Annotated in this window: 18 protein-coding genes and 1 pseudogene; 8 read left to right on the plus strand and 11 right to left on the minus strand. The window is 59.7% G+C overall.

All coding sequences use genetic code 11. From position 1 onward, the window contains the following. Positions 1-522 precede the first annotated feature (522 nt). The 3 genes from ACQ4W6_RS14035 to ACQ4W6_RS14045 form a co-directional block, all read right to left on the minus strand. Positions 523-2,454: a polysaccharide biosynthesis protein gene (locus tag ACQ4W6_RS14035; RefSeq protein ID WP_436567794.1), complete on the minus strand. Its 1,932-nt coding sequence runs from the start codon at positions 2,452-2,454 to the stop codon at positions 523-525. 175 nt (positions 2,455-2,629) lie between these two features. Next, entirely contained in the window at positions 2,630-2,860 is a 231-nt protein-coding gene (locus ACQ4W6_RS14040) for a sugar transferase (protein WP_436567795.1), read from the minus strand. 269 nt (positions 2,861-3,129) lie between these two features. After that, complete coding sequence (locus ACQ4W6_RS14045; protein WP_436567796.1) at positions 3,130-4,035, minus strand: sulfurtransferase; 906 nt, start codon at positions 4,033-4,035, stop codon at positions 3,130-3,132. Positions 4,036-4,248: 213 nt separating this feature from the next. On the opposite strand from ACQ4W6_RS14045, the gene dnaE reads away from it, so the two are divergent. Continuing rightward, complete coding sequence (dnaE, locus tag ACQ4W6_RS14050; RefSeq protein WP_436567797.1) at positions 4,249-7,797, plus strand: DNA polymerase III subunit alpha; 3,549 nt, start codon at positions 4,249-4,251, stop codon at positions 7,795-7,797. Positions 7,798-7,863: 66 nt separating this feature from the next. Here dnaE and ACQ4W6_RS14055 read toward each other — a convergent pair whose 3' ends face one another. The 4 genes from ACQ4W6_RS14055 to ACQ4W6_RS14070 form a co-directional block, all read right to left on the minus strand. Next, on the minus strand, positions 7,864-8,094 hold the full coding sequence (locus ACQ4W6_RS14055; RefSeq protein ID WP_436567798.1) for a DUF6139 family protein: 231 nt from the start codon (positions 8,092-8,094) through the stop codon (positions 7,864-7,866). Positions 8,095-8,275: 181 nt separating this feature from the next. After that, positions 8,276-9,271 carry a VirK/YbjX family protein gene (locus tag ACQ4W6_RS14060; protein WP_436567799.1) on the minus strand — a complete coding sequence of 332 codons (996 nt, stop codon included), beginning with the start codon at positions 9,269-9,271 and terminating at the stop codon, positions 8,276-8,278. 64 nt (positions 9,272-9,335) lie between these two features. After that, positions 9,336-9,875 (minus strand): universal stress protein, encoded by a 540-nt coding sequence (locus ACQ4W6_RS14065; protein WP_436567800.1) that lies wholly within the window; start codon positions 9,873-9,875, stop codon positions 9,336-9,338. 112 nt (positions 9,876-9,987) lie between these two features. After that, entirely contained in the window at positions 9,988-10,809 is an 822-nt protein-coding gene (locus ACQ4W6_RS14070; RefSeq protein WP_436567801.1) for a MipA/OmpV family protein, read from the minus strand. Positions 10,810-10,965: 156 nt separating this feature from the next. Here ACQ4W6_RS14070 and ACQ4W6_RS14075 point away from each other — a divergent pair, with 156 nt between their 5' ends. The 4 genes from ACQ4W6_RS14075 (at position 10,966) to ACQ4W6_RS14090 (ending at position 15,339) form a co-directional block, all read left to right on the plus strand. Continuing rightward, positions 10,966-11,655: a response regulator gene (locus tag ACQ4W6_RS14075; protein WP_436567802.1), complete on the plus strand. Its 690-nt coding sequence runs from the start codon at positions 10,966-10,968 to the stop codon at positions 11,653-11,655. Beyond that, positions 11,652-13,040: an ATP-binding protein gene (locus ACQ4W6_RS14080; protein WP_436567803.1), complete on the plus strand. Its 1,389-nt coding sequence runs from the start codon at positions 11,652-11,654 to the stop codon at positions 13,038-13,040. The genes ACQ4W6_RS14075 and ACQ4W6_RS14080 overlap by 4 nt, the downstream gene beginning before the upstream one ends. Before the next feature lie 105 nt (positions 13,041-13,145). Beyond that, positions 13,146-14,741 (plus strand): ATP-binding protein, encoded by a 1,596-nt coding sequence (locus tag ACQ4W6_RS14085; RefSeq protein ID WP_436567804.1) that lies wholly within the window; start codon positions 13,146-13,148, stop codon positions 14,739-14,741. Continuing rightward, positions 14,728-15,339 carry a response regulator transcription factor gene (locus tag ACQ4W6_RS14090; RefSeq protein WP_436567805.1) on the plus strand — a complete coding sequence of 204 codons (612 nt, stop codon included), beginning with the start codon at positions 14,728-14,730 and terminating at the stop codon, positions 15,337-15,339. Before ACQ4W6_RS14085 ends, ACQ4W6_RS14090 begins: the two co-directional genes overlap by 14 nt. Positions 15,340-15,355: 16 nt before the next feature. Here the strand turns inward: ACQ4W6_RS14090 and ACQ4W6_RS14095 are convergent, their stop codons facing one another. The 4 genes and pseudogenes from ACQ4W6_RS14095 to ACQ4W6_RS14110 form a co-directional block, all read right to left on the minus strand. Beyond that, positions 15,356-16,456 (minus strand): glycosyltransferase family 9 protein, encoded by a 1,101-nt coding sequence (locus ACQ4W6_RS14095; protein ID WP_436567806.1) that lies wholly within the window; start codon positions 16,454-16,456, stop codon positions 15,356-15,358. Between the two features lie 35 nt (positions 16,457-16,491). Beyond that, a complete protein-coding gene (msbA, locus tag ACQ4W6_RS14100) occupies positions 16,492-18,225 on the minus strand; it encodes a lipid A export permease/ATP-binding protein MsbA (RefSeq protein ID WP_436567807.1) in 1,734 nt (577 codons plus the stop codon). 49 nt (positions 18,226-18,274) lie between these two features. After that, entirely contained in the window at positions 18,275-19,492 is a 1,218-nt protein-coding gene (locus ACQ4W6_RS14105) for an O-antigen ligase family protein (protein ID WP_436567808.1), read from the minus strand. Positions 19,493-19,746: 254 nt separating this feature from the next. Further along, positions 19,747-20,985, minus strand: a pseudogene (locus ACQ4W6_RS14110) (malic enzyme-like NAD(P)-binding protein); the annotation flags it as partial. Between the two features lie 206 nt (positions 20,986-21,191). Here ACQ4W6_RS14110 and ACQ4W6_RS14115 point away from each other — a divergent pair. From ACQ4W6_RS14115 to ACQ4W6_RS14125, 3 genes are all read left to right on the plus strand, one after another. Next, on the plus strand, positions 21,192-22,232 hold the full coding sequence (locus ACQ4W6_RS14115; protein WP_436567809.1) for a LacI family DNA-binding transcriptional regulator: 1,041 nt from the start codon (positions 21,192-21,194) through the stop codon (positions 22,230-22,232). Between the two features lie 108 nt (positions 22,233-22,340). Next, entirely contained in the window at positions 22,341-22,883 is a 543-nt protein-coding gene (locus tag ACQ4W6_RS14120) for a hypothetical protein (RefSeq protein ID WP_436567810.1), read from the plus strand. Between the two features lie 327 nt (positions 22,884-23,210). Next, positions 23,211-23,936 carry a c-type cytochrome gene (locus ACQ4W6_RS14125; RefSeq protein WP_436567811.1) on the plus strand — a complete coding sequence of 242 codons (726 nt, stop codon included), beginning with the start codon at positions 23,211-23,213 and terminating at the stop codon, positions 23,934-23,936. Positions 23,937-23,939: the final 3 nt, after the last annotated feature.

A 23,939-nucleotide genomic window follows, 5' to 3' on the forward strand; every position in this document is an offset into this window, starting at 1 on the left:
GAAGTCGGCGCAGGCGCCGGCCAGCGGCAAGGCGACAACTCAGAAGGATTAACAACAACTCGCTTCACCGGCCAAGATAATTGACGCCGACCGGCCAAGATAGTTGACGCAAACCAGCCTCACCCTTCGAGGCTTGTAAGTGCCCTAACTGCAATTTCCATTACTCGATCTGGCGGCCGAGCTTCTCGGGCTTGCGGCCGAACTGCATCCGCTACAGCTTGGCGATCATCAACATCAATTGCTCGATCTCGACTTCAATCGTGGCCAGTTGTGCGGCCAGCTTGAATTGTATTTTGGTAATATTTATTTGACATTGGTAGCGACAGCAAGCTGGCCATCACTATTCGCAAGGCGCGATCTGGTCCACGTGTATCGAATGCTTGTGGGTGGCATTAATTAGTATGGGGGGGCTACTGAGTGTACGTCGTGTGCGCTGTCTGGGCGCGCAGGCAGGAGGGATACAGCTTCTTGGACTATGACGCTGTCAAGCAGCGTCATAGTCCAGGATATGGCAGAAATATTTTATAGTGAAACTTCATTTCCCTTGTTAATTTGCATGCGCTTGCGGCCTCGTTCATTCCATATCAAGTCTTCGATGCCACATTGAGGCGTGTATTCTTTGACTGCAGCCAATAATAATTCCCTCACAGTTTCAAAATTGAACTGATTACAGGCTTTGTCGAGGTCAGACAGGAACACTTGAAGCTCTGGCCAAGGAAGCTCGGATTCTTGTGCCCGCATGATCAGTGGGTGTTCTGTGCCTTCGACGTTGTCGCCAATCAATAACTCTTCATAGAGTTTTTCACCTGGACGCAAGCCGACATGCTCTATCTCTATGCCATCCGGAGCCGATTTGCTCTTTATTTCCAGGCCACTCAGGTGAATCATGCGTTCGGCCAAATCCATGATCTTGACAGGTTCGCCCATGTCCAGCACAAAGACATCACCTCCTTCCCCCATGGCGCCCGCTTGCAAGACCAGTTGAGCCGCTTCTGGAATGGTCATGAAATAACGGGTGATTTCGGGATGGGTCAGCGTAATGGGGCCTCCAGCTTCGATTTGCTTGCGGAACAGCGGGACCACCGAGCCTGACGAACCAAGCACATTTCCAAATCGCACCATGCAAAAACGGGTACGCGAGTGTTCTCGCGAGAAGGCCTGCAGAATCAACTCGGCCAGCCTTTTGGTCGTGCCCATCACGTTGGTTGGACGTACGGCCTTGTCGGTGGAGATGAGCACAAAACACTTGACGTCTGCCGCCACGGCTGCTTGTGCAATACTGAGTGTGCCAAATACGTTGTTGCGCACGCCCTCGATGGGATTATGCTCAACCAAAGGCACATGCTTGTAGGCGGCTGCATGATATAACGTTTCCACATTAAACGTGGTCAGAATACGTTTGCATTTTTCAGTATCGAGCACCGTTCCCAGGAATGGCATAAGTTCAACATCGAGATTATGCGTGCTATTGATTCCTTTTAATTCCTGCTTGATGGAGTACAGGGCAAATTCCGACATCTCGAGCAGGATTAAGCGTGACGGTTGCAACTTGATGATCTGGCGACATAATTCAGATCCAATCGAACCGCCTGCACCAGTCACCATCACTGATTTTCCAGTAATGCAACTTGATATCAAGCCCAAGTCTGGTGTCACCTGGTCGCGTCCCAACAAATCCTCGATTTCAATATCACGCACGTCCTGCATGCGCAACTCTCCGTTGACCAAACTTTCTACTGGTGGTGCGACCTTTACCTTGACCTTGTAATTTTCAACAACGTTAAGAATATGGCGTTGCTTGCTTTTGCTGATGGATGGCATAGCGAGAAGGATCTCACTGATCCGATTTTTTTCGATAGCCGGCTGCAAGCCGGCCACAGGATAAACTTTGATGCCCGAAATGGTCGAACCTTGAAGTTCTTTCATGTCATCAATAAAGGCAACAGGTCGATATTCATGGCCGGCGCGCAGCGCACTGGCTAACTGCGTGCCGGATTTTCCCGCACCATAAATAGCCACGCGGATAACTGTATTTTTTTTGCTCGGTTGCAATAGAATTCCGCGCGCAAAGAAACGACTGGCTACAACATAGGTGATTGCACTGACCCAGTAGATGCCAAAGACGCCGCGAGAGTAACCTTCCATGTGCGCAGCGAAAGCGCTCAGCGCAACCAGGAGAGCGACTGATACAGTAACGCCAAGTATCACCATGTAGACAATTTTTTGATCGATGAAGCGGATAACTGCACGGTACAGTCCCAGACGCATAAATATGGGAATTGATACCAGCGGGGTAGCGGCAATCAGCCAAAGATAATGTGAAAATAGTTCCGGAGTAACAGTGTCATATCTTAATAAGATAGATAAGTAAAAAGTAAGTGGTAAAAAAATAAGGTCAACTGATGCGGCAACCAACTTTTTCTGAAAACGGGAAAATCCAAGAAATAATTTCATTTTTATTGTGGTTACTGAGGAAGTCGAATCGACAATAATGCTCTCAAATAGATTTCGATGAATAAATATATTGAAGCGCAGGCCGAGAACTGATAATGCTCATGTTACCGAAAATAATACCCACATCTGCGGTAACTCCTCAAGGCTGCTCTTGCGCAGAAAATTTCCCACGGTGTCAAAGGTGGGCGGGCATCCGCCAACAGATGGTGGCGACTGCAGGCCTACCGGCCAGCATGCTGCGGAAATTCGGCATTTTGAAGATTTTATTGTTACGTCTCACACGGTCGGACCAGTACAGTACTGATCCGGGTGAGGCAAAGCGAACCAGTAACGCCACGATGATGACGGGAGCGACTAAAATGAGCGATGCGATCAATGCCAGTATAAGGTCAAATATTATTTTCATTGGTATTTCCTTTCGCTGCTTTTTGCAAACCTGGATCGAGAGTGCTTGGGGGCGCCATCCCAACAAGCGTTGCTTTTTTCGGAATCTACCTGCAGGGGCCACACAGACGCTGTGCCATGTCTTGCTTGCCAAGTATTGCTGCCACCAATTTCAGCCGCTTGGCTGGAACAGCCACGAGTCGTGCCGAATGACCCATGGCACGCCCCATCCGTTGCAATAGTTCGGTGGGAGACGTGCGGTGCCACCGGTAAGCAAAATCACCTTCGCCTTTAATTAGTTTCTGAAAAGCTATTTTTAAAGCAATGCGGGCAAGACACCTCATACACATATTCCGGCGCCAGCTGCTGTCGCGGCGTAACAACGGCGCGGCAGACGAAGCACTGTACGGTTTCCGTCGGCTCCAGCTTCGGGTTCAGCGCCGTGCGGTAGTCGAAGACGAAGCAGTCGCCCGTGTAGTGCTCGCCGCCGACTTCCTCGAAATATTTCAAAATGCCACCATCGAGCTGGTACACGCTGTCGTAGCCGATTTCCTTCATGTGGATGGCGGCCTTTTCGCAGCGGATGCCGCCCGTGCAAAAGGTGACGACGGTCTTGCCTGCCAGTTCTTCCTTGTGGGCGGCGGCGACGGCCGGGAATTCCGTAAACTTGTCGATACGATAATCGAGCGTGTTGTTGAACGTGCCCACGTCCACTTCGAATGCGTTGCGCGTTTCCATCATGACCACGGGTTTGCCCGCATCATCGACGCCGGCATCGAGCCAGCGCTTGAGCGTGTGCGCGTCGACGGACGGAGCGCGGCCCAGTTCCGGCTGGATCAGCGGCATGCGCATGGTGATGATTTCTTTTTTCAGCTTGACCAGCATGCGCTTGTGAGATTGCTCGTTTGATAAGCTTTCCTTCCATTCCAGATCATCCAGGCGCGCGTCGCTACGCACCCAGGCGAGGAATGTATCGATATGCTCGCGCGTGCCCGACAGAAACATATTGAGGCCTTCCGGTGTCAGCAGGATCGTGCCTTTCAGGCCCAGCGCCAAGCATTGCTCCTGATACAAGGGGCGCATGGCCTCCGTATCGGCTAACGTAATGAATTTATACGCGGCAATATTGACAAAAGTGGCAGCGGGCGTGGCGGCCAGTGGGCTGATGGTGGCGGAAACGGCGGTAGAGGCTTGCATGATGGCGATCGGGTTAGACTGAACAGCCGATATTATAAGCCCGACGGGCCAGGCGGGATACACGACAGGCGACGGCAGGCGAGGTTTTGCCACGTGCACGGCTGGAATTTCTTGCCCGCTGGCTGGAGCCGCATCGCCGGTCCGGGGCCGCGACGCGGTAGAATAGACCCCATTGAATTTTGCAGGAAACGGTACACACAGATGGAAATGGTAATGCAAGAGGCCGGCGCTCCGGCAGGTTCACAGCAAGCGACGCTGCAAGCTGCGCAAGGCCCCGCATTTGTACACTTGCGCGTGCACTCGGAGTACTCGATCGTCGATGGCCTGGTGCGTATCGACGATGTGGTCAAGGCGGCCGCCAAGGACAAGCAGGTTGCGCTGGCCGTTACCGACTTGTCGAACCTGTTTGGCATGGTCAAGTTTTACAAGGAAGCGCGCGGCAAGGGCATCAAGCCCATCGTCGGCGTCGACGTGTGGATCACGAATGACGACAACCGCGAAAAGCCGTCGCGTTTGCTGTTGCTGGCGAAGAACCGCATGGGCTATCTGCAGTTGTGCGAATTGCTGTCGACGGCCTGGCTGACGAACCAGTACAAGGGACGCGCCGAGCTGCGCATCGAGTGGCTGCAGGCGCTGGCGACGAATACCTATGCGCTGTACCCGGATGACAGCGCGGCAAATGGCTTGATTGTGCTGTCCGGCGCGCATTTCGGCGATGTCGGTACAGCTATTGAGAATGGCAATCTGGCCCTGGCCGAACGCAACGCCCAGCGCTGGGCCGAGATTTTCCCCGGGCATTTTTATGTCGAGATCCAGCGTGGCGGCCAGGCCAATCAGGAGGCACAGGTGCGCCATGCGGTGGCGCTGGCAGCCAAGCTGGGCTTGCCGGTCGTCGCCACGCATCCCGTGCAATTTATTTCCCCAGAAGAATTTATTGCCCACGAAGCCCGCACCTGTATCGCCGAAGGCGAAATGCTGGCCAACGCCAAGCGGGTGAAACGCTTCAATGACAGCCAGCGCTTCCTGTCGCAGGCGGACATGGCCGACCTGTTCGCCGACTTGCCGGCCGCGCTGGCCAATTCGGTGGAAATCGCCAGGCGCTGCAATCTGACCTTGACCCTGGGCAAGCCGCAATTGCCGAATTTCCCCACGCCGGACGGCATGACGATCGACCAGTTTCTCGTTGCCGAGTCGCAGGCCGGCCTGGAAAAGCGCTTGATCCAGCTGTATCCGGACCCGGAAAAGCGCGAAAAGGAGCGTGCGCGCTACGAGTCGCGCTTGAAGTTCGAGACGGACACGATTTGCAACATGAAATTTCCCGGCTACTTCCTGATCGTGGCCGAGTTTATCCAGTGGGCCAAGGAAAACGGCGTGCCAGTCGGCCCGGGCCGCGGTTCCGGTGCCGGTTCGCTGGTGGCGTATTCGCTGCTCATTACCGACCTCGATCCGCTGCAATACAACCTGCTGTTCGAGCGCTTCCTGAATCCCGAACGCGTCTCGATGCCCGACTTCGATATCGACTTTTGCCAGGAAGGGCGCGACCGCGTCATCCAGCACGTCAAGGATCTGTATGGCAAGGAGGCGGTCTCGCAGATCGCCACCTTCGGTACCATGGCGGCCAAGGGCGCGATCCGCGACGTGGGCCGCGTGATGGATTTCGGCTACAACTTCTGCGACGGCATTTCCAAGCTGATTCCGTTCAAGCCGGGCAAACCGGTGTCGATTGCCGATGCCATCGAGGAAGAGCCGCTGCTCAAGGAGCGCCTGGAAAACGAGGAAGAGGTCAGGCAGTTGCTGGACCTGGCGCAGCAAGTCGAAGGCATCACGCGCAATATCGGCATGCACGCGGGGGGCGTCCTGATCGCTCCGGGCAAGCTGACCGATTTCTGCCCGCTGTACACGCAGGGCGGCGATTCGGGCGTGGTGTCGCAGTACGACAAGGATGACGTGGAAGCCGTCGGCTTGGTGAAGTTCGACTTTTTGGGTTTGACGACCCTCACCATTCTCGACCGTGCCGTACGCTACATCAAGCAGCTTGATCCGGCGCAAGCCAATTTTGATCTGGCAACCTTGCCGCTGAACGACAAGCCATCGTACGACTTGTTGACCAAGGCCAAGACCGTGGCCGTGTTCCAGCTGGAGTCGCGCGGCATGCAGGGCATGCTGAAAGACGCCCGTCCCGACCGCTTCGAAGACATTATCGCGCTCGTCGCCTTGTATCGCCCGGGCCCGATGGACCTGATTCCCGACTTCTGCAAGCGCAAGCACGGCGAACGCTTCGATTATCCCGATCCGCGCACGGAAGCGATTCTGTCCGAAACCTACGGCATCATGGTGTATCAGGAGCAGGTGATGCAGATGGCGCAGATCGTCGGCGGCTACTCGCTGGGCGGCGCCGACATGCTGCGCCGCGCCATGGGCAAGAAGAAGGCCGAAGAGATGGCCGAGCACCGCGAGATTTTCCGCGCCGGTGCGGCGAAAGATGGCTTGACGGCACAGAAGGCCGACGAGATCTTCGACTTGATGGAAAAGTTCGCCGGCTACGGCTTTAACAAGTCGCACGCCGCCGCCTACGCCTTGCTGTCATACCACACGGCTTATCTGAAAGCGCACCACACGGCCGCCTTTATGGCCGCCAACTTGTCGCTGGCCATGGACGACACGGACAAGATCAAGATCCTGGTGGAGGATGCGCTGGAAATCTGCAAGTTGACCTTGTTGCCGCCAGACATCAACGAATCGGACTACCGCTTCACGCCGAGCGGCGAAGCGCCGTCCGTCAGCGGCAAGAAAGTCACGCAGATCCGTTATGGCCTGGGCGCCGTGAAGGGTTCCGGCCAGAATGCCATCGAAGCCATCATCGCCGCGCGTACGGTGGGCGGGCCATTTACCAGCCTGTTCGATTTCTGCAAGCGGGTGGATAAAAAACAGATCAACCGCCGCACTATCGAGTCCCTGATTCGCAGCGGCGCGTTTGATTGCCTGAAGGTCGACCGCGCCATCCTGCTCGCCTCCGTGGCATTCGCCATGGAATGCGCGGACCAGGCCGCCAAGGCAGCCAACCAGGTGAGCCTGTTTGGTGGCGACGACAGCGACATGGTGGCGCCGCCCGAGTATGTCAAGGTGCCCGTGTGGAGCGACAAGCAGCGCTTGACGGAAGAAAAGATCGCCCTGGGTTTCTACTTGTCGGGCCACTTGTTCGATTCGTATGCGCCCGAGGCGCGCCGTTTTGCGCGCACGAAATTGTCCGAGTTGTCGCCGTCGCGCGAGCCGCGCATGATGGCTGGCGTCATCACGGGCCTGCGCACGCAGATGACGCAGCGCGGCAAGATTCTCATCGTCACGCTCGATGACAAGAGCGGCACGGTGGAAGTGACGGTGTACGGCGAATTGTTCGATGCCAACAGGAAAATCTTCAAGGAAGACGAATTCCTCGCCGTGGTGGGCAAGGTGTCGGAAGACCGCTTCTCGGGTGGCTTGCGTATTACGGCCGAGAGCGCCTTCGACATCATCGCCGCGCGCGTGCAGTATGGCCGCCAGCTGGGCCTGGTATTGCCAGCCACCCTGGACGCCAAGCGCATCCGCGACGTGATCATGCCGCACCGCACCGAGACGGGCTTGCCGATTGCTGCGCGCGTCAGCCCGCAAGGCATCAGTTGCGTATTGCAGTTTGGCGAAGAATGGAAGGTGGCGCCTTCGGATGAGTTGCAGACGGCCCTCGAGCAGCTGTTGGGCGCGCAAGAGGTGGCGGTCGAATACTGACCGGTAGCGGCGCGCTGCATCGAACAAAGCCAAACCAGGGACATTCAGGTTTGGCTTTTTTTACATTTACATATCTTTCAGGCTGGTGATCGCATAGCCCTTGGCGGCGATTTGCTGGTGCGGCTGTGCGATATGGTAGTCGGGCAAGGCCTGGGCATCGTCGGCCACCTCGCTGGCGCGCACATCGAGTTGCCAGTCGGTATTGGTAACTTCTTCAGGAATGATCTTTCCTTCCGGCACGGCGAGGTAGGAAAAAATGCCGTCGTGCTCGGCCCGGCGGTAGATGTCTACGCGCATGACTTGCCTCCTAGTAAGCGTTGGGGGACGGGCGCACCTGAAGTGCAGTCCGATAGTGCTAGCGTAACAGGATTGTGCGGCAGGCGGGTTTTACGCGTGTGCTTTGGGGACAGAGGAGGGCTGTGGAACTGGCTGCAGGCAATGACGCGGGGGCGGGGCGTCGTGCGATGGCCTGGAGATATCAGGCGACGGCAGAAGCGTAGTCGTCGCCTTGGTCGATGGACTGGCGTGTAGCGTTGGCCGCTGGCGTGGTATTGGCCATGGCGGCCTGGGCAGGGTTGCGATGGGCGTCGAAGCCGCTACGCAGGCTGGCGATCATCGCCAATGTCAGTTCGTGGCGCTTGCGCGCTTCCGAACGTTTTTTCGAGGGAATGTCTTCCATGGCGGGAAAGGGCAGGTTGTTGCATGGCAATTCAAAGTCCCCATCCTTGCGCGCTTGTGCGCCCAGTTCTTGCCATAGTGCATTGTAGTCGGCGAACAGACGGCCTTTCTTTGCCGAGTGATGCACGGTGCGGTTCGCATTGCCTACCAGAATCATGTTGCGGCAGCCATGCTCATGCCCCAGTTGGCGCACCAGGCGCACCATCAGGGCCTTGGGGCGCATGCCATGCAGATCGCGCGTTGCCTCGCGCACGCGGCGCAAGCCTTCCGCGCCACGCGGACCCTGGAGGCAGCCGATGCCCACGCCCATGCCCGAGCGCGTGCGGCAACCGAAGAAGGTGAAAGCCACCGAGTAGATCACGTCATCGCCATGCGCCAGTTGCAAGACCATCTCGCCTTCGCGGTCCATCGGCTGCAGCGAACACAGTTGCAGATGGTAAGGCGCGCCCGATTTTCCCGCCACCGTACCGAGCCGCACCGGCGCGCGCGCCGCCTGCGCCATCAGTTTGCCCCAGCCCTGCTGCAGGATGAAGTGATAATGTTCGACCAGCAAGGCCACGCGCTGGCGGCAAGACAGGTTCTTGCTCAGGTAGTGGCGGTACACCTTGTGCACCAGGCGGGGATAAGCTTGCAGCAGGTCAGCGAAAATGGGGTGGGAATTGAGCAATTGCAGCCAGATGCGCGTCTGCCGTTGCTGCAGGCGCGCGCGTAATTGCAGCTTGAGCATCTCGCGCACGCGGGAGAAGCCGGGGGACATGTTGGCGAGGCCAGCATGCAGGGTGATTGCTTGTGTCATCAGGCACTTTCCATGGTGAATGAGGAGAGGGTAGGCGCTGGCAGGCGGTGCCGGCGGTAACAGTTCAGGCCGGCGGCGGTCCGCTCATGCCGTCGGTGTCGGCCAGCAACACGGTGGCGCAGCGCGTGGCGCGCGCCAGCTTGCGCGCCAGGGTGCCGGAAAAGCGGCGCTGCCACGGGCTGTGCCTGAGGGCCGGCAAGACGATTTCATGGCAACCCAGCAGTTCAGCCATGTCGAGTATCGTGAAGAGGAGCTCACCGGCGAAAATATGGGTGCTGAAGGCGATATGCGAACGGCTCAGGTACAGGCCCGCTTCGTGCATCATGTGCTGCGTTGCCAGGTCCAGCGTGTGGCCATCGCCAGCGCTCTGCGGTACGCCATCGGCCTGCTGCAGCGGCGCAGGCGTCACATGCAGCACGCTGACGCTGACCTTGATGCCCCATTCCTGCAGCCGCTTGGCGTAGCGCGCGCCGTAGATGATGTCGCTGGCGCGCTTGACGGGCAAGAGCAGTAGCAAGGTATCCTGGCCCGCCTTGCCGCAGTCGAGCGCAGCACTGTCTGGAGTGCGCTCAAGGCGTTGCGGGGCAAGGGGCGATACATGCATGGCAGAACTGGCAGTGGGAGGAAACCGTCCCATCTTATCTACGCCACCAGCCCGTGTAAATTGGCGAAACAGCGTACGGGTTACCCTTATGCCAGCCGTTGATTCGACGTACTTAGTAGCGGTAGGTAATATATACCGCGCCGATCGGCGACGTCTTGCGTTGCACGATGGGGCTTTTGGCCGCGTCGCCCATGCGGTGCTCGACGCCGAGCAGGGTATTGACGCCCCAGCGCGCATCGATGCGGTGTTCCCAGTTCACGGTGGCCTGCGCTTCATAGAAGCCGCCCTTGGGCGTGTATTGCTTGAAAGAACTATTCGCCGCCTGCGTCGCCGTTACGCCATACATGGTCTGCACGTACTTGCGCTCGCCCCAGCCCAGCTGTCCGCCGACGGTCACGCTGTCTTGCTGCACGCCCTTGGTATCAGCCCTGCCATACACTTGGCCGCTGGCGCCGACATGCACATTCGCGCCATTTTCGCGGTTGGACAGGGGTATGTCGCTCGATAGGCTCAGCGCCAGTCCCGGCAGGGGTGCATAGCCCGCGCTCAGTAGCGCGCTGGCATTGCCCTTGACTTCGCCCATGCCTTTCAGGTAATCGCTGCCGCCCCAGCCGTTGATGCCCTTGCGCTTGTGGTCTTCGCGGTTGCCGCGGTAGCCCAGCGCGGCGCTGTAGCTGAAGGGACCGGCCTGGCTGCCGTAGCCGATGCCGCGCGAGGTGCTGATGAACAGGCCGTTGGCCATGGCATAGTCGAGAATGATCAGCGGCGAAGCGGACATCTTGTCGGCGCCGGAATAGCTGGAAATGGCAGCGACCCCGCCGCCGATGGTGAAGACGTTTTCCGCGGCGGGTTCGGCTGCGGCTGCGGCCAGCGGGTTCAGGGTCAGGCTGCTGGCGAGTGCCAGCGAGGTCAGCAGGGCTGTAGGTGCGTGCATAGGAGGTCCGTCAGGTGGCGAACCGAGTCCGGAATGGCTCGGTTAACAGCGCCTAGTATCGGCTTGCGTCATGAAGGAAAAATGAGCCCTTCATGAAGATTGCATGAAGGTGGCTTCTTTACCCATTCTTCAGCTTGCGGTGGTTTAATAGCGTGCATGAAAATATTGCTGATAGAAGACGACATGGACCTGGGCAACGGCGTGCGGATTGCCTTGCGCGACCAGGGCATGCAAGTGGTCTGGGTGCGCAGCCTGGAAGACGCGGCGCGCAGTATCGAGCACGACAGTTGCGAACTGGTGCTGCTGGACCTTGGCTTGCCCGATGGCGATGGCCTCGACCTCCTGGCCCGCTTGCGTGCGGCGCGCCTGCCGGTGCTGATCCTCAGCGCCCGCGATACACTGGAGCAGCGCCTGCGCGGCCTGGACGGCGGCGCCGATGATTATCTGGTCAAGCCGTTCGTGCTGGCCGAGCTGCTCTCGCGCGTGCGCGCCCTGGCGCGCCGCAGCTACGGCTTCGATGGCGATACCATCGAGCTGCGCGGCTTGCTGCTGCAAGTGCCCACGCGCCGCGTCAGCGTGCACGGCCGGCCGGTCGAGCTGACGGCCAGTGAATATGCGTTGCTGAAAACCCTGCTGATGCGCGCCAACCGCGTCATCACGCGCCGCGTGCTGGAAGAACATATCTTGCCGGGCGGCCTGGCCAATGCCAGCAATACCTTGGACGTGCATATGGGCAACTTGCGCCGCAAGATAGGCGAAGGCTATATCCGCACCGTGCGCGGCGTCGGCTATGTCATCGACCAGCAAAACGATAATATGGCCGCCGCGCCAGGCGCTGGCGCATGATGGGGCGTTTCTGGGCCATGCTGCGCCAGCCCACTCTGGTGCGGCGCTTGATGATGGCGCAGATGCTGATGCTGACCGTGCTATGGAGCCTGGCGGTGGCGTATGTACTGTTCGAGGGCACGGGCGAAGCGAGCAATGTGAACCGTGGGGTGTTGCGCGCCATCATCAGCGTGGCCGATAACCTGGCCGAACAGCCTGAAAGGCAACAAGAAAGCCTGCGCATCATCGATGAAGCCTTGCGCGAAGAGTTTGAAACGGGCGATGTGCCGGAACTGGCGCCGCGCATCCTGCTCTGGCGCGAGGGCAAGCTGGTCTACAAGTCGCCCGATGCGCCCAGCGGCATCCGCAGCGCCGGTCCCGAGCAGATGGAAGTGGTGTACATCAAGGGCCAGGCCTGGCGCAGCCGCAGCCTGGCCAAGGGGAGCACGCGCGTGACCGTACTGGAAGTGGGGGGCGCCTGGCAATTCTTCATCACGATCAATTCACGCGGCTATTACTTGCTGCCGCTGCTGATCAGTCTGCCATTTTTGCTGTTGCCGGCGTGGCTGTCGATCCGCCTGGCCATGCGGCCGTGGCGCAAGGTGGCGCAGGAGGTGGCGTCGCGGGGGCCGCAGGATTTGCGCCCGCTGGCGTTCAAGCCGCCGCACGGCGAACTGGCGGCGCTGGTCGACAATATCAATGCGCTGTTGCAGCGGGTCGATACCAGCGCCGCGCGCGAGCGCAGCTTCATCGCCGATGCCACGCATGAGCTGCGCACGCCGCTGGCGGCCATGCGCGTGAATGTCGAGGCCTTGCAGGGACAGGCCAGCGATCCACGGCAGCAGGAGTTGCTGGACGGCATCTTGAACAGCGGCAATCGTGCCGCGCGGCTGGTGGGGCAGTTGTTGCAACTGACACGCAACGAGGTGCAGGCGGAGGCGGGCGAGCGCCAGCCGCAGGTGCTCGATGTCCTGTTGCAAGACCGGCTGGCCGCCCTGTCCGGCCTGGCGCAGGCGGGCGATATCGAACTGGAGCTGCAGGCCAGCGTGTCGCTGCGCGTGCCGGGCCAGCGCGAGAGCCTGGTATCGCTGATCGATAACCTGGTGGAAAACGCCATCAAGTACAGTCCGCGCGGCAGCAGCGTGACGGTGTCGCTGCATGCCGAACGCAGCCAGGCGGTACTGCACGTGGCCGACCAGGGGCCGGGCATCGCGCCGGCGTTGTATCAGCGTGTCTTCGACCGTTTTTTCCGCGCGCCCCAGCAGGGGCAGCCCGGCAGCGGCCTGGGCTTGTCCATCGTTGCCTCGGTAGTGCGCCAGCATGGCGGCTCGATTCAGTTGCACCGGGGCAATGGTGGCATCGGCTTGCTGGTGGAGGTGCGGTTGCCGCTGGCAGCCGATCACTAGCGCAGGGTGTTGTATGAAAACTATCGGATGTGCCTATGACGCAATACGTCATGGCGTGGTGCGCGCCTGCGATGCATAATGCGGGACAGTCAGAAAACACCGTTCATGCATCCATCCCTGTCCCGCTACCTGCAGTATCCCGCCTTCGTCGGCCTGTATGTCCTGTTCGACTGGGTCACGTATATCGATCCGATGTATGGGCTGAACATCACGCCGTGGAATCCCGATCCTGCGCTGGGACTGGTATTTTGGCTGATCCATGGCCGCAAGGCCGCGTTGCCTTGGTTCATCGCCCTGCTGGCCGGTGAAGTGCTGGTGCGCGGCATGCCGGCGGGTCTGCCGTTGACCTTGCTGTGTTCGGCCTGGCTGGTGCTCGGCTATGGCGGCATCGGCGCGGCCCTGCGGCGCAGTTTCAGCAGCAGCGATATCTTCGATAACCGCCGCCGCCTGAGCACCTGGGTCGCCATCGTGCTGCTTGGCAGCATATTCAATGCGCTTGGCTATGTTTCGCTGCTGTCGCTGACGGGGCGCATCCCGGCCGGCGAGTGGGCGACGGCCGTGTTGCGTTTCGGCATAGGCGATATGGTCGGTATCGTGGTATCGATGCCGCTGATCTGGGTGCTGGTCAGCGAGCGGGGGCGCGAACGCCTGCGCGCTGCCGTCTGGCGCTGGGAAACCTTGGCCTATCTGGCCCTGGCCAGCTTCGTGTTGTGGAGCGTCTTCGGTTCCATCGTGCGCTCCGAATACAAGCATTTCTACTTTCTGTTTCTCCCCGTGATCTGGGCCGCGTCGCGCCAGGGATTGCATGGTGCCGTGCTGGCCGTGTTTGTACTGCAACTATGCATCATTACCCTGGTGAAATGGTCGCATGCGGTCAATATCCAGTTTTATGAATTGCAGATGCTCGACGCCGTGCTGGCGCTGGTGGGCTTTTTTATTGGCATCGTCGTCGATGAAATGCGCCAGGTCGCCGATGAGCTCAAGCATACGATGCGCCTGGCGGCAGCCGGCGAGATGGCAGCTGCCCTGGCGCATGAGCTGAACCAGCCCCTGACGGCCCTGTCGACCTATGGCAAGGCATGCGAATACCTGCTGGAGCGGGGCGAGAACGGTGCCTTGCTGCAAAGCGCCGTCGGCCATATGATCGTTGAATCGGGGCGGGCCGCGGAAGTGGTGCGCCGCTTGCGCGATTTCTTCCGCACGGGGGCGATGCAGCTTGAAGCGGTGGAGGCGAGCTCCTTGATCGAAGGCATGGCACGCCAGTTTACGCCGTTGTTCCATGAGCATGGCATCGAGCTGGTGCTGGCGCCGCCGTCGCCACTGGCCGTCAACGCCGACCGCTTGCAGATCGAATTGGTGCTGCGTAACTTGCTGGCCAATGCGCAGGATGCGGTGCTGGGCCAGCCGCGTGGCCAGCGCCGCATTACGGTGTCTGCCGAGCAACTCGAAGGAGGGCGGCTGCGGCTGTCCGTGGAAGATAGCGGGCCGGGTATTTCGAATAGCCTGGCGGCGCGCCTGTTTGAACCATTCGTGTCGTCCAAGGCCAGCGGCCTGGGACTGGGCCTGGTGCTCAGCCGTGCCATTGTCGAAGCGCATGGCGGCCAGCTATGGGCCGAAGTGGGCAAGCATGGTATTTTTCGTTTTGTCTTGCCCCTGGCGCGCGCCAGTGCGGCCGCTACAGGAGAGTATGGTGACAAGTAATTTGACCGTGTTTATCGTCGACGACGATCCGGCCGTGCGCGATGCGCTGGGTTTGCTGTTGGGCGTGCGCGGCTACCGCACGGCCCTGTTTTCCTGTGGCGAGGATTTCCTGCAGGGCTGGCGCCGCGAGTGGGCCGGCTGCCTGCTGATCGATATCCGCATGTCGGGCATGGATGGGCTGACTCTGCAATCGCGCCTGCTGGAGCTGGAATGCCTGTTGCCAGTGATTATCATCACGGGCCACGGCGACGTGGCGCTGGCGCGTCAGGCGTTCAAGGCGCAGGCCAGCGATTTCCTGGAAAAACCGTTCGACCATGACAAGTTGCTGGCGGCCATCGAAGAAGCGTTTTCGCGCGAGGCGCACGCCCGCAGTCAGTTGTTGCGCCAGGTGGAGGGGCAGGCTTTGCTGCGCGCGTTGACGCCGCGCGAGCGGGAAGTGATGCAATTGGTGGTGACGGGCCAGCACAACCGTGATATCGCGCCAACGCTGGGCATTTCCGTGCGCACCGTCGAAGTGCACAAGGCCCGGCTAATGGACAAGCTGGGCGTCGATAATGTGGCAGATCTGGTGCGCATCAGCATGCTGGGCAGCGCTTAGCCCTTGGGAGGCATGGCTAGGCAATCGCCTTCAATACTTGCTCGACTGAAATTGCCTTGACCCAGTCGCTGCGCCGCGCCACCGTGATGACGGTGCTGTTGTCGCTGTCGAATGGCGCCCATTCCGGGTTCTTTTTGCGCATCAGCGCGACCACGGGTACATGCACGGCATTCGCCAGGTGCATGATCGACGTTTCCACCGAAATGATCAGATCGCATTGCGCCAGCATGGCAGGCAGCTGGAAAAAGTTGTCGACGGCGCTGAAAGCCTGCGTGCGCGGCAACTTGTGTGCCTGCACCACGGCATTGACCTTGGCCAGTTCCTGCGGCATGGCATTGATCAGGAAGCAGGCATTTTCCCATTTCGGCATCTTTTGCATGCGTGCGATCAACTCGGCAATGCGTTCCAGCGGCCAGCCGCGCTTATGCGACTTGGCAAACGGGTTCAACAGGACGAGAGGACCTTGGCGCAGGGCAAAATCCCAGGCGGCCAATTGCTCCTGCGCCTGCTGCAACGCGTGTGCGGGAATATCCACGAACGGGTAGCGTTCGGCGACAGGAATGTCGAGCCCCGTCAATTGATGGAACCAGTCCGCATACACGCTGCTGATATGGTGCTCGCCCGCATCCTGACCCGCATAGGATGCCAGCACGGCGTCAATCTTGCGGTAGGCCAGGTAATGCCAGGGGCGCAGCGGGCTGAAAGGCTTGCGGGTGCCGATCACCAGCCCGGTTGGGCTGATCGCACGGGCAAGGTCCGCATACTGCTGCGGCCGCACGTGGGCCAGCGACACGACGACAGGATAGTGCTCTTCCTTGGCCTCGCGCAGTGATTCTTCGTAGAGCGCCGGGCTGTAGGTCTTGCGGTAAACCTTGGCGAACAGGCCCGACTGCTCGACCCAGTCGTACAGCGAATAGGTGCGCAAGCCTTCCCACTGCTTTGCGTCGGACGTGCGCCGCACTTCATCGACCCACAGGTGGATCTGAATATGGGGGTAGGCCGCGGCAAAGGCGCGAAAGCCATTTTGCAGATAGGTGAAGTCGCCCAGCGCCAGATGGGCGATGAACAGAATTTTGTCCGACTTTTGCAGAAGTTCGGCGGGAATCAAAGGCGTCATGTATCAGTACGATTTCAGGTATTTATTCGAGGGTGTCAAACCACTGGCTGGGAAAATTGCAGGCGATGCAGATTGGCATACGCGCCGTTGGCATCGAGCAATTGCTGGTGACTGCCGGTTTCCATTATTTTCCCATGCGACAATACCACGATACGCTCCGCACGTTCAATTGTTGATAGCCGATGAGCAATAACTAATGTCGTTCTGCCTTGCATCAGGTGCTCCAGCGCCGCTTGCACGGCGCGTTCCGCCTCCGTGTCCAGTGCCGAGGTCGCTTCATCGAGGATCAGGATGGGCGCATCCTTGTAAATGGCGCGGGCGATGGCCACGCGCTGGCGCTGGCCGCCGGACAGGCGCGAGCCGTTGTCGCCCAAACGCGTTTCCAGGCCGTCGGGCAAGCCGTCGATGACACCCGAGAGGAAAGCGGCCGCGGCGGCCGCTTCGATGCGCTGCCGGTCTGGCGCCGCATCGCCATACGCGATATTGGCGGCCAGCGTATCGTCGAACAGCACCACGTTCTGGCTGACCATGGCGATCTGGCTGCGCAGGCTGCTCAGGGCGATGTCATCGATATTTTGTCCATCGAGCAAAATCTGGCCGCTGCTGGCCGAGTAAAAGCCCGGCAACAGGCTGACCAACGTCGATTTTCCGCCGCCGGACATGCCGACAAAGGCCACCGTCTGGCCCGGGGTGATGTTCAGGTTGATGTGTTGCAAAGCCGGTTCCTGCTGGCCAGGATAGGCAAAGCTGACATCCTGGAAGTCGATGCGGCCGCTGCAGCGGCCAGCCAGCGGCTTGCCGCCCGTGCGCTCCGGCGTCTTGTCGATCAGCAGGAAGACTTCTTCCGCGGCGGCCATGCCGCGCTGCAGGGGCCCGTTGACTTCGGCCAGCTGTTTCAAGGGTGTCAGCAGCATCAGCATGGCCGTGATGAAGGAAACGAAGCCGCCCACCGTGATCTGCCCCTGCTCCGACTGGAACAGGGCCATGACGATGACCAGGGCCACGGCCGCAGCCGTGATGACCTGGGTGATGGGCACGGTAGCGGAAAAGGTGGTGGTCATGCGCATGCTGTAGCGGCGCAATTGCTCGGCGCGCTGCTCGAAGCGCGACTTCTCGTAGTCCTGGCCACCGAAGATCTTGATCACTTGCTGGGCGCGCGTGGTTTCCTCGATGACCTGGGTCAGCTCGGCGTTGACGGCCAGCGAGTCGCGGTTGAGTTTTTTCAGGCGCTTGCCCGTGGTGCGCACAACGATGGTCAGCACGGGCAGCAGCACCAGGGTGACCAGGGTCAGTGCCCAGTTCAGGTACAGCAGCCATGCCAGCAGGCCCAGCACGGTCAGCGAGGAGCGCACGATCGAGGTAAATACCTTGGTCACCATCTCGATGATCTGTTGTACCTCGAACATGATGGAGTTGATGACTTTACCCACCGTATGCGTGTTGTAAAAGTCGATGGGCAAGTTCAGCATGCTGGCAAACATCCTGCGCCGCAGTTCGTTGAGGATGTGCGTGGAGACATAGCTCATCAGGTAGCTGCTGGCAAACGTCGAGGCGCCACGGATGGCAAAGATGCCGATCACGATCAAAGGCACCAGCCAGAAGGAGAAATTGACCTTGCCGCCGAAGCCATTGTCGAGCAGTAACTTGAGCGCATACGGCAGCAGCGGCTCCGTGGCTGCCGTGACGACCATCGCCAGCAGGGCCAGGGCCAGGTGTTTCTTATACGGCGCGTGCAGCGCGGTGAGGCGCTTCAGGTCGGGCGTGAGCATCAGTAGATTCCTGGCAGGCAAGGCAAAAACGGTCAGGTGATAAGCGAACTCAGGCTATGCGCTCTTGCTGGCGCAGCATGGCCCACAGGATCACCATCGGGAAGACCAGCATGATGATGCCGATATTTAAGGTGAGTGAGCTCGTCGTCAGGCCGAAAATCATATAGCAGCTGCACAGTATCACGCCGGCCAGCGCATATGGCCGCGCTGGGGCGGCACTGAGGCGCAGGGCGCGGAAAAACAGGGTCAGCGGCACCAGGAATAGCACCAGCAAGGCCAATGCGCCGATGATGCCGCGTTTGACCAGTGCATCGAGGTAATCGTTATGGGCGTTGGTGTAGTCTTTAATGATTTTATCCATTTTTCCTTCGTTTGCCAGTTGTTGCTTCGCAGCTAAATAGCCGCTGCGCCCCATGCCGAGCCAGATATCGTTACTCGACAAGGACCATGCGGTGCGCCACATTTCCATGCGCTGGCCTATAGACGTTGTCACATTTTCTGTGTCCTGAAATTGTTGGATGTCATCAATCGCCACCGCAACGCGTTGAGGTACGCGGGAATTGGGAAGCGTGTAGGCAAGCATGGACACCGCCAAGAGTGCACCCAGACCCAGCAGGACGGCCAGATAGCGTGGGCCGCGGCCGTTCGAAAAATAGTATGAAAAAAGGCAGCCGCCGACGGGTAATACCAGCCAACCGCCACGACTGCCGCTGATGATGGATCCCAGAATGCCGGCCAAGCCACCTGCCAGCAGTAAAATACTCCATGCCATGCGGTGGTTCTGCGCACGCGTCCAGCCTAGGCCACACAGGGATAACATGCCAAGCAGCATGCTGACATTGCCATAGTGAATGGCATTGCTGGTCGCCGCTTGCGGGCGGTACATCTCGAGCGCGAGGAGTTGCCAGGAAGCCAGAGCGGCACCGCTGATGGCACCAATGGCCAAGCCGCTCCACCATGCGGCGGGGCGCGGCGGATAGGCCAGCAGCAGCAGTAACACGGGTACGGCCAGCAACGCGCGCAGGGGCATGTCGAGTTCGCGCGCTGGATCCGCGTGGTACAGCATATTGGCGGTGAAAATGCCGAAATACAGCAGCAAGGTGCCTAGCAGCAGATAATCGCGCCGTTGCAGGTTCAGGCGGGGGCGTTTCCATAACAGATAGGTGCTGGCGAGCAGGAGGGCGACGGCACCGAATGAATATCCGCTGGTGACAGCCAGCGCCAATGCCGAAAAAAGAAACACACAAACTGAAGTCAGACCGAGCATGAATATCCTTGGTAACGCACATCATCGCCACTGTGGCAACGGTAGTAACATATAGTAGGCGTCATTCTAATCGAAGGTTCATGCAAAACTGGCTTTGCGGAATTTACTAATTAACAACCGATTGTGCGCTCCCAGGGGCAAAAACGAAAAAACCATGGTTTTTAATCATGGTTTTTTTGTAAGCAATGGTAACTTGTTGTACATTTGCTAATGTATGCAGATCCTACTTATGCGCATCAGATGGTCACTGGCACGCGCGTCGCCACGCCAGTGGCAATCGCTGCTTGCGACACGGCAGGTGCGACCCAGCTGCGCAGGCGCTCGTCGAATGGTGACGGAATCAGCTGCAACGGCGTCAGGGCGCTGGTGGTGTGGCCTGGCAGAGGTTCTTTCGCCAGTGCGGCGATGGCGCGCACGCAGGCCAGTTTCATCTCTTCATTGATGGTGGTGGCGCCCACGTCGAGCGCGCCGCGGAAAATGTACGGGAAGCACAGCACGTTGTTGATCTGGTTCGGGTAATCCGAGCGACCCGTTGCAACGATAGCGTCGTCGCGCACGGCGTGCACTTTCTCGGGGGCAATTTCTGGATGCGGATTGGCCAGGGCAAAGATCAGTGGCTTGGCGGCCATCGATTCGACCATTTGCGCGCTGACGACGCCGCCCTTGGAGACGCCGATGAAAATGTCGGCGCCGACCATGGCATCGGCCAGGTTGCGGTCGCTGGTGTCATTCGCGTAGCGTGCCTTGTTTTCTTCCATGTTGGCATCGCGGCCCGGGTAGATCACGCCTTGGCTGTCGCATACTTTCAGCAGCGACTTGTTCAGGCCCAGCGAGACCAGCAGGTCCAGGCAGGCGATCGAAGCCGCACCGGCGCCCGAGACGGCCACTTTGACGTTGCCGATATCCTTGCCTACCAGTTCCAGGCCATTCAGGATGCCGGCCGCGACGATGATGGCCGTGCCATGCTGGTCGTCGTGGAAGACGGGAATGTTCATGCGCTTGCGCAATTGCTGTTCGATATAAAAGCAGTCGGGCGCCTTGATGTCTTCCAGGTTGATGCCGCCGAAGGTCGGTTCCATGCGCACCACCGTGTCGATGAACAGGTCGGGATCGTTCTCGGCCAGTTCGATGTCGAACACGTCGACGTCGGCAAATTGCTTGAACAGGCAGGCCTTGCCTTCCATGACGGGCTTGCTGGCCAGCGGGCCGATGTCGCCCAGGCCCAGCACGGCAGTGCCATTGGTGATCACGGCCACCAGGTTGCTGCGCGAGGTGTAGATGCCGGCCGTGCGCGGATCTTCCACGATGGCTTCACAGGCAAACGCCACGCCGGGCGAGTACGCCAGGGTCAGGGCGCGGGCGTCGCCCAGCGGTTTTGTTGGCATCACGGAAATCTTGCCTGCGCGCGGTTCGGCGTGATAGGCGAGGGCGGCTTCTTTCAGGTTGAAGGTTTCGCCGTCTTGTTCGGCGTGCTTGCTGTGGGAAGTAGACATAAGAATTCTGGGAAGGGCATGCAGGCCCGAGTGGTAAGTCCGAGCCATGTTATGCAAGCGTTTGCACGCTGTCAAGGCTCGTTTGATGGGAAGCGTATCAAAACCGCTTTGAACAATGGCATTCTTTCAATGCAAGCGTTTGCTCGGTTTTTGACGAGCAAGGGGATTTCTGCGATAAAATCCGGGTATTGCGATCCGGGAAGCTCATGACAAACAAGAACCCCACCTTAAGCGACGTTGCGCGCGCCAGCGGCGTGCATTTTTCCACGGTCTCGCGCGTGATGAATCCGGAAACGCGGCAAATGGTCAGCGCCGAGGTGGCCGCGCGCGTGCTGGCCGAAGCGGGCCGGCTCGGCTACCGCCCCAACCGCGCCGCCTCCACCCTGGTCACGCGCAAGTCGCGCATCATCGGCGTGGTCTTGCCCGACATTACCAACGCCGTCTTTCCACCCATTTTGCTGGGCATCGAGGAAGGCTTGCGCAAGCACGGCTACCTGGCCATCGTCGCCAATGTCGGCGCCGACGAGGAAGAGCAGCTGTTCGTCATCAACCGCTTGCTGGGGCAGCAGGTGGATGGCCTGATCCTGGCCACGGCGCGGCGCCACGATCCCATCATCAAGATGTGCATCGACCAGAATGTGCCGCTGGTGATGGTCAACCGCAGCGACGATACGGGCGGCGCTTCCTGCGTCGTCAGTGACGATATGGTGGGCATGCGCCTGGCCGTCGAGCATTTGTTGCTGCAGGGCCACCGGCATATCGCGCACATTGCCGGCCCGGAAAATCTGTCCACCGGCCACATGCGCCGCCTGGGTTTCCTGGCCGCCATCCGGGGCAGTGAACTGGACCCGTCGCAAGCCTTCGTCTTCGAGAGCAGCGGTTATTCGCGCGAGTGCGGCAAGGCGGCGCTGCTGGAACTGCTGCGCCAGTCGCCGCAGACGACGGCCGTGGTGGCAGGCAGCGACCTGATGGCCATCGGCTGTTATGACGCCATCAAGGAGCTGGGTTTGAGTTGCCCTGAAGATATTTCAGTCGTCGGGCATAACGACATGCCCTACATGGACATGATGCGTCCGCCTTTGACCACCATCCGCATCCGCCACCATGGCATCGGCACCGAGGCGGCCCGGCTGATCTTGCAAGCCATCGAGTCGCCCGACGCCGCCGTACTCGACGTGCGCCTGAGGCCGGAACTGGTCGAGCGTGAATCGACCGCCCCGCCGCGCACCGAATTATTTACGCCGTAATGCGCACCGTGGAGCGCCAGATGTGGCCGAACCGCCGCAGAGCCGGGATCAAGCGGCCGCAAGGTGGTACACTGGCGCCCCTCATTGTTTCTCTTGCCCTCTATCGCCATGACTAAAACCACCACGCCTAAGACCAAACGCCGCGAAGAGGGCGTCGCCAAGCTGACCACCAATCCCTTCCTCGACGCCGAGTTTTATGCGCGCATGCGCGACTACACTGAACGCGACGCGGCCATCATCAAGGAACTCAAGGCGATTGCCGAGATCCGTGCCGGTAACAAGCAGCCCGATCCCCGTTTGGCGCCATCGCTGGCCGCCCTGCGCAGCACCGTCAAGAAAGGCTTGAATCTTGGCGACATGCTCGACCGCATGGCAGCCGGCAAGGAAAAAGGCTTGTGGGAAGCGTGGATGACGACCTTCGGCATTGAAATCCGCGCCATCAGTTACGCGCCCACCGGCCCGCGCAATGCATGCCTGGTGCTGGACCTGGCCGCCAATGCACCTGCGCATGCCATGTTTGCCAAGGCTGGCATCCAGAACTGGCGCAGCCTGGCCGCCGACGACTGCTCCGTCGTGCGTTCGGAAAAGGCCACGGAAACGTCGCCTTTGAAGGTGTATGCCGTGTTTTACCTCGATCCTGCTGCTGACTGATCTGCCCACACTCCAGCGCTGCTGCAGAACAACTTCAGCAGCAGCGCCCCTGCATTCCCCGCCAGAACTCCTCTTTGCCTCCACGCTACATCGGCCGCTTGCGCAGAAATTTGACGTTGATGAAGCGATTTTAAAATTTCGCAACACTCAATTGTGCGCGCAAAAACAGTGCTAGACTAAATCCAATTGTTAATTTTCCCACATTAATCGCATAACATCATGCGCGATATTGGCATGCGCATGGCTGATCGGTAGCCCGGTTTCACCAGGCCTTGTCATCCGCTTCAACGCTGCAAGAGCATACTTTTCCTTTGGAGAGTGTACCCCATGCCTCATGTCGCAAAATCCCTGGCAGGCGTATTACTGCTTTTTTGTGCGGCGTATGCGGGCGCGCAACCGAAGCAGCCGGTCGATGCCATCCCTGCGTTCAGCAAGCTCGATTCCATCGAGGCCCGCGTCCAGGGCTGCGTGACTTGCCATGGCCAGCAGGGACAGGGCACGGCGAACGGTTATTTCCCGCGGATTGCGGGCAAACCCGCCGGCTACCTGTATAACCAGTTGGTCGGGTTCCGCGACGGCACGCGCAGCTATCCGCCCATGAATTATCTGGTGGCCTATCTGCCCGACGCCTATCTCAAGGAAATGGCGCAGCACTTTGCGGCCCAGCGCCCGGCTTTCCAGCCACCTGAAAAACCGGTGGCGCATGCGGCCATGGCCGAACGGGGGCGCCTGCTGGCCACCGCCGGCGATAGCGCCAAAGGCGTGCCGGCCTGTATCGCCTGTCATGGCAAAAGCCTGACGGGCATGGAGCCGGGCATTCCTGGCCTGGCGGGCCTGCGTTCCACCTACATCGTGGCTCAGCTCACGCGATGGCGGGTGGGGGAACGGCGCGCCGCCGAACCCGACTGCATGAAACGCATCGCCACGCGCCTGTCCGACGCCGACATCTCGGCAGTCGCGGCCTGGCTGGCCCAGCAAACCCCGCCGGCCGATGCCTCCCCGGAACCGTCCAACCTCGTGCGCATGCCAGTTGCTTGCGGCAGCCAACGGTAGGGA

This window comes from Janthinobacterium woesei (assembly GCF_051380875.1).
In the GTDB taxonomy this organism is placed as follows: Bacteria; Pseudomonadota; Gammaproteobacteria; order Burkholderiales; family Burkholderiaceae_D; genus Janthinobacterium.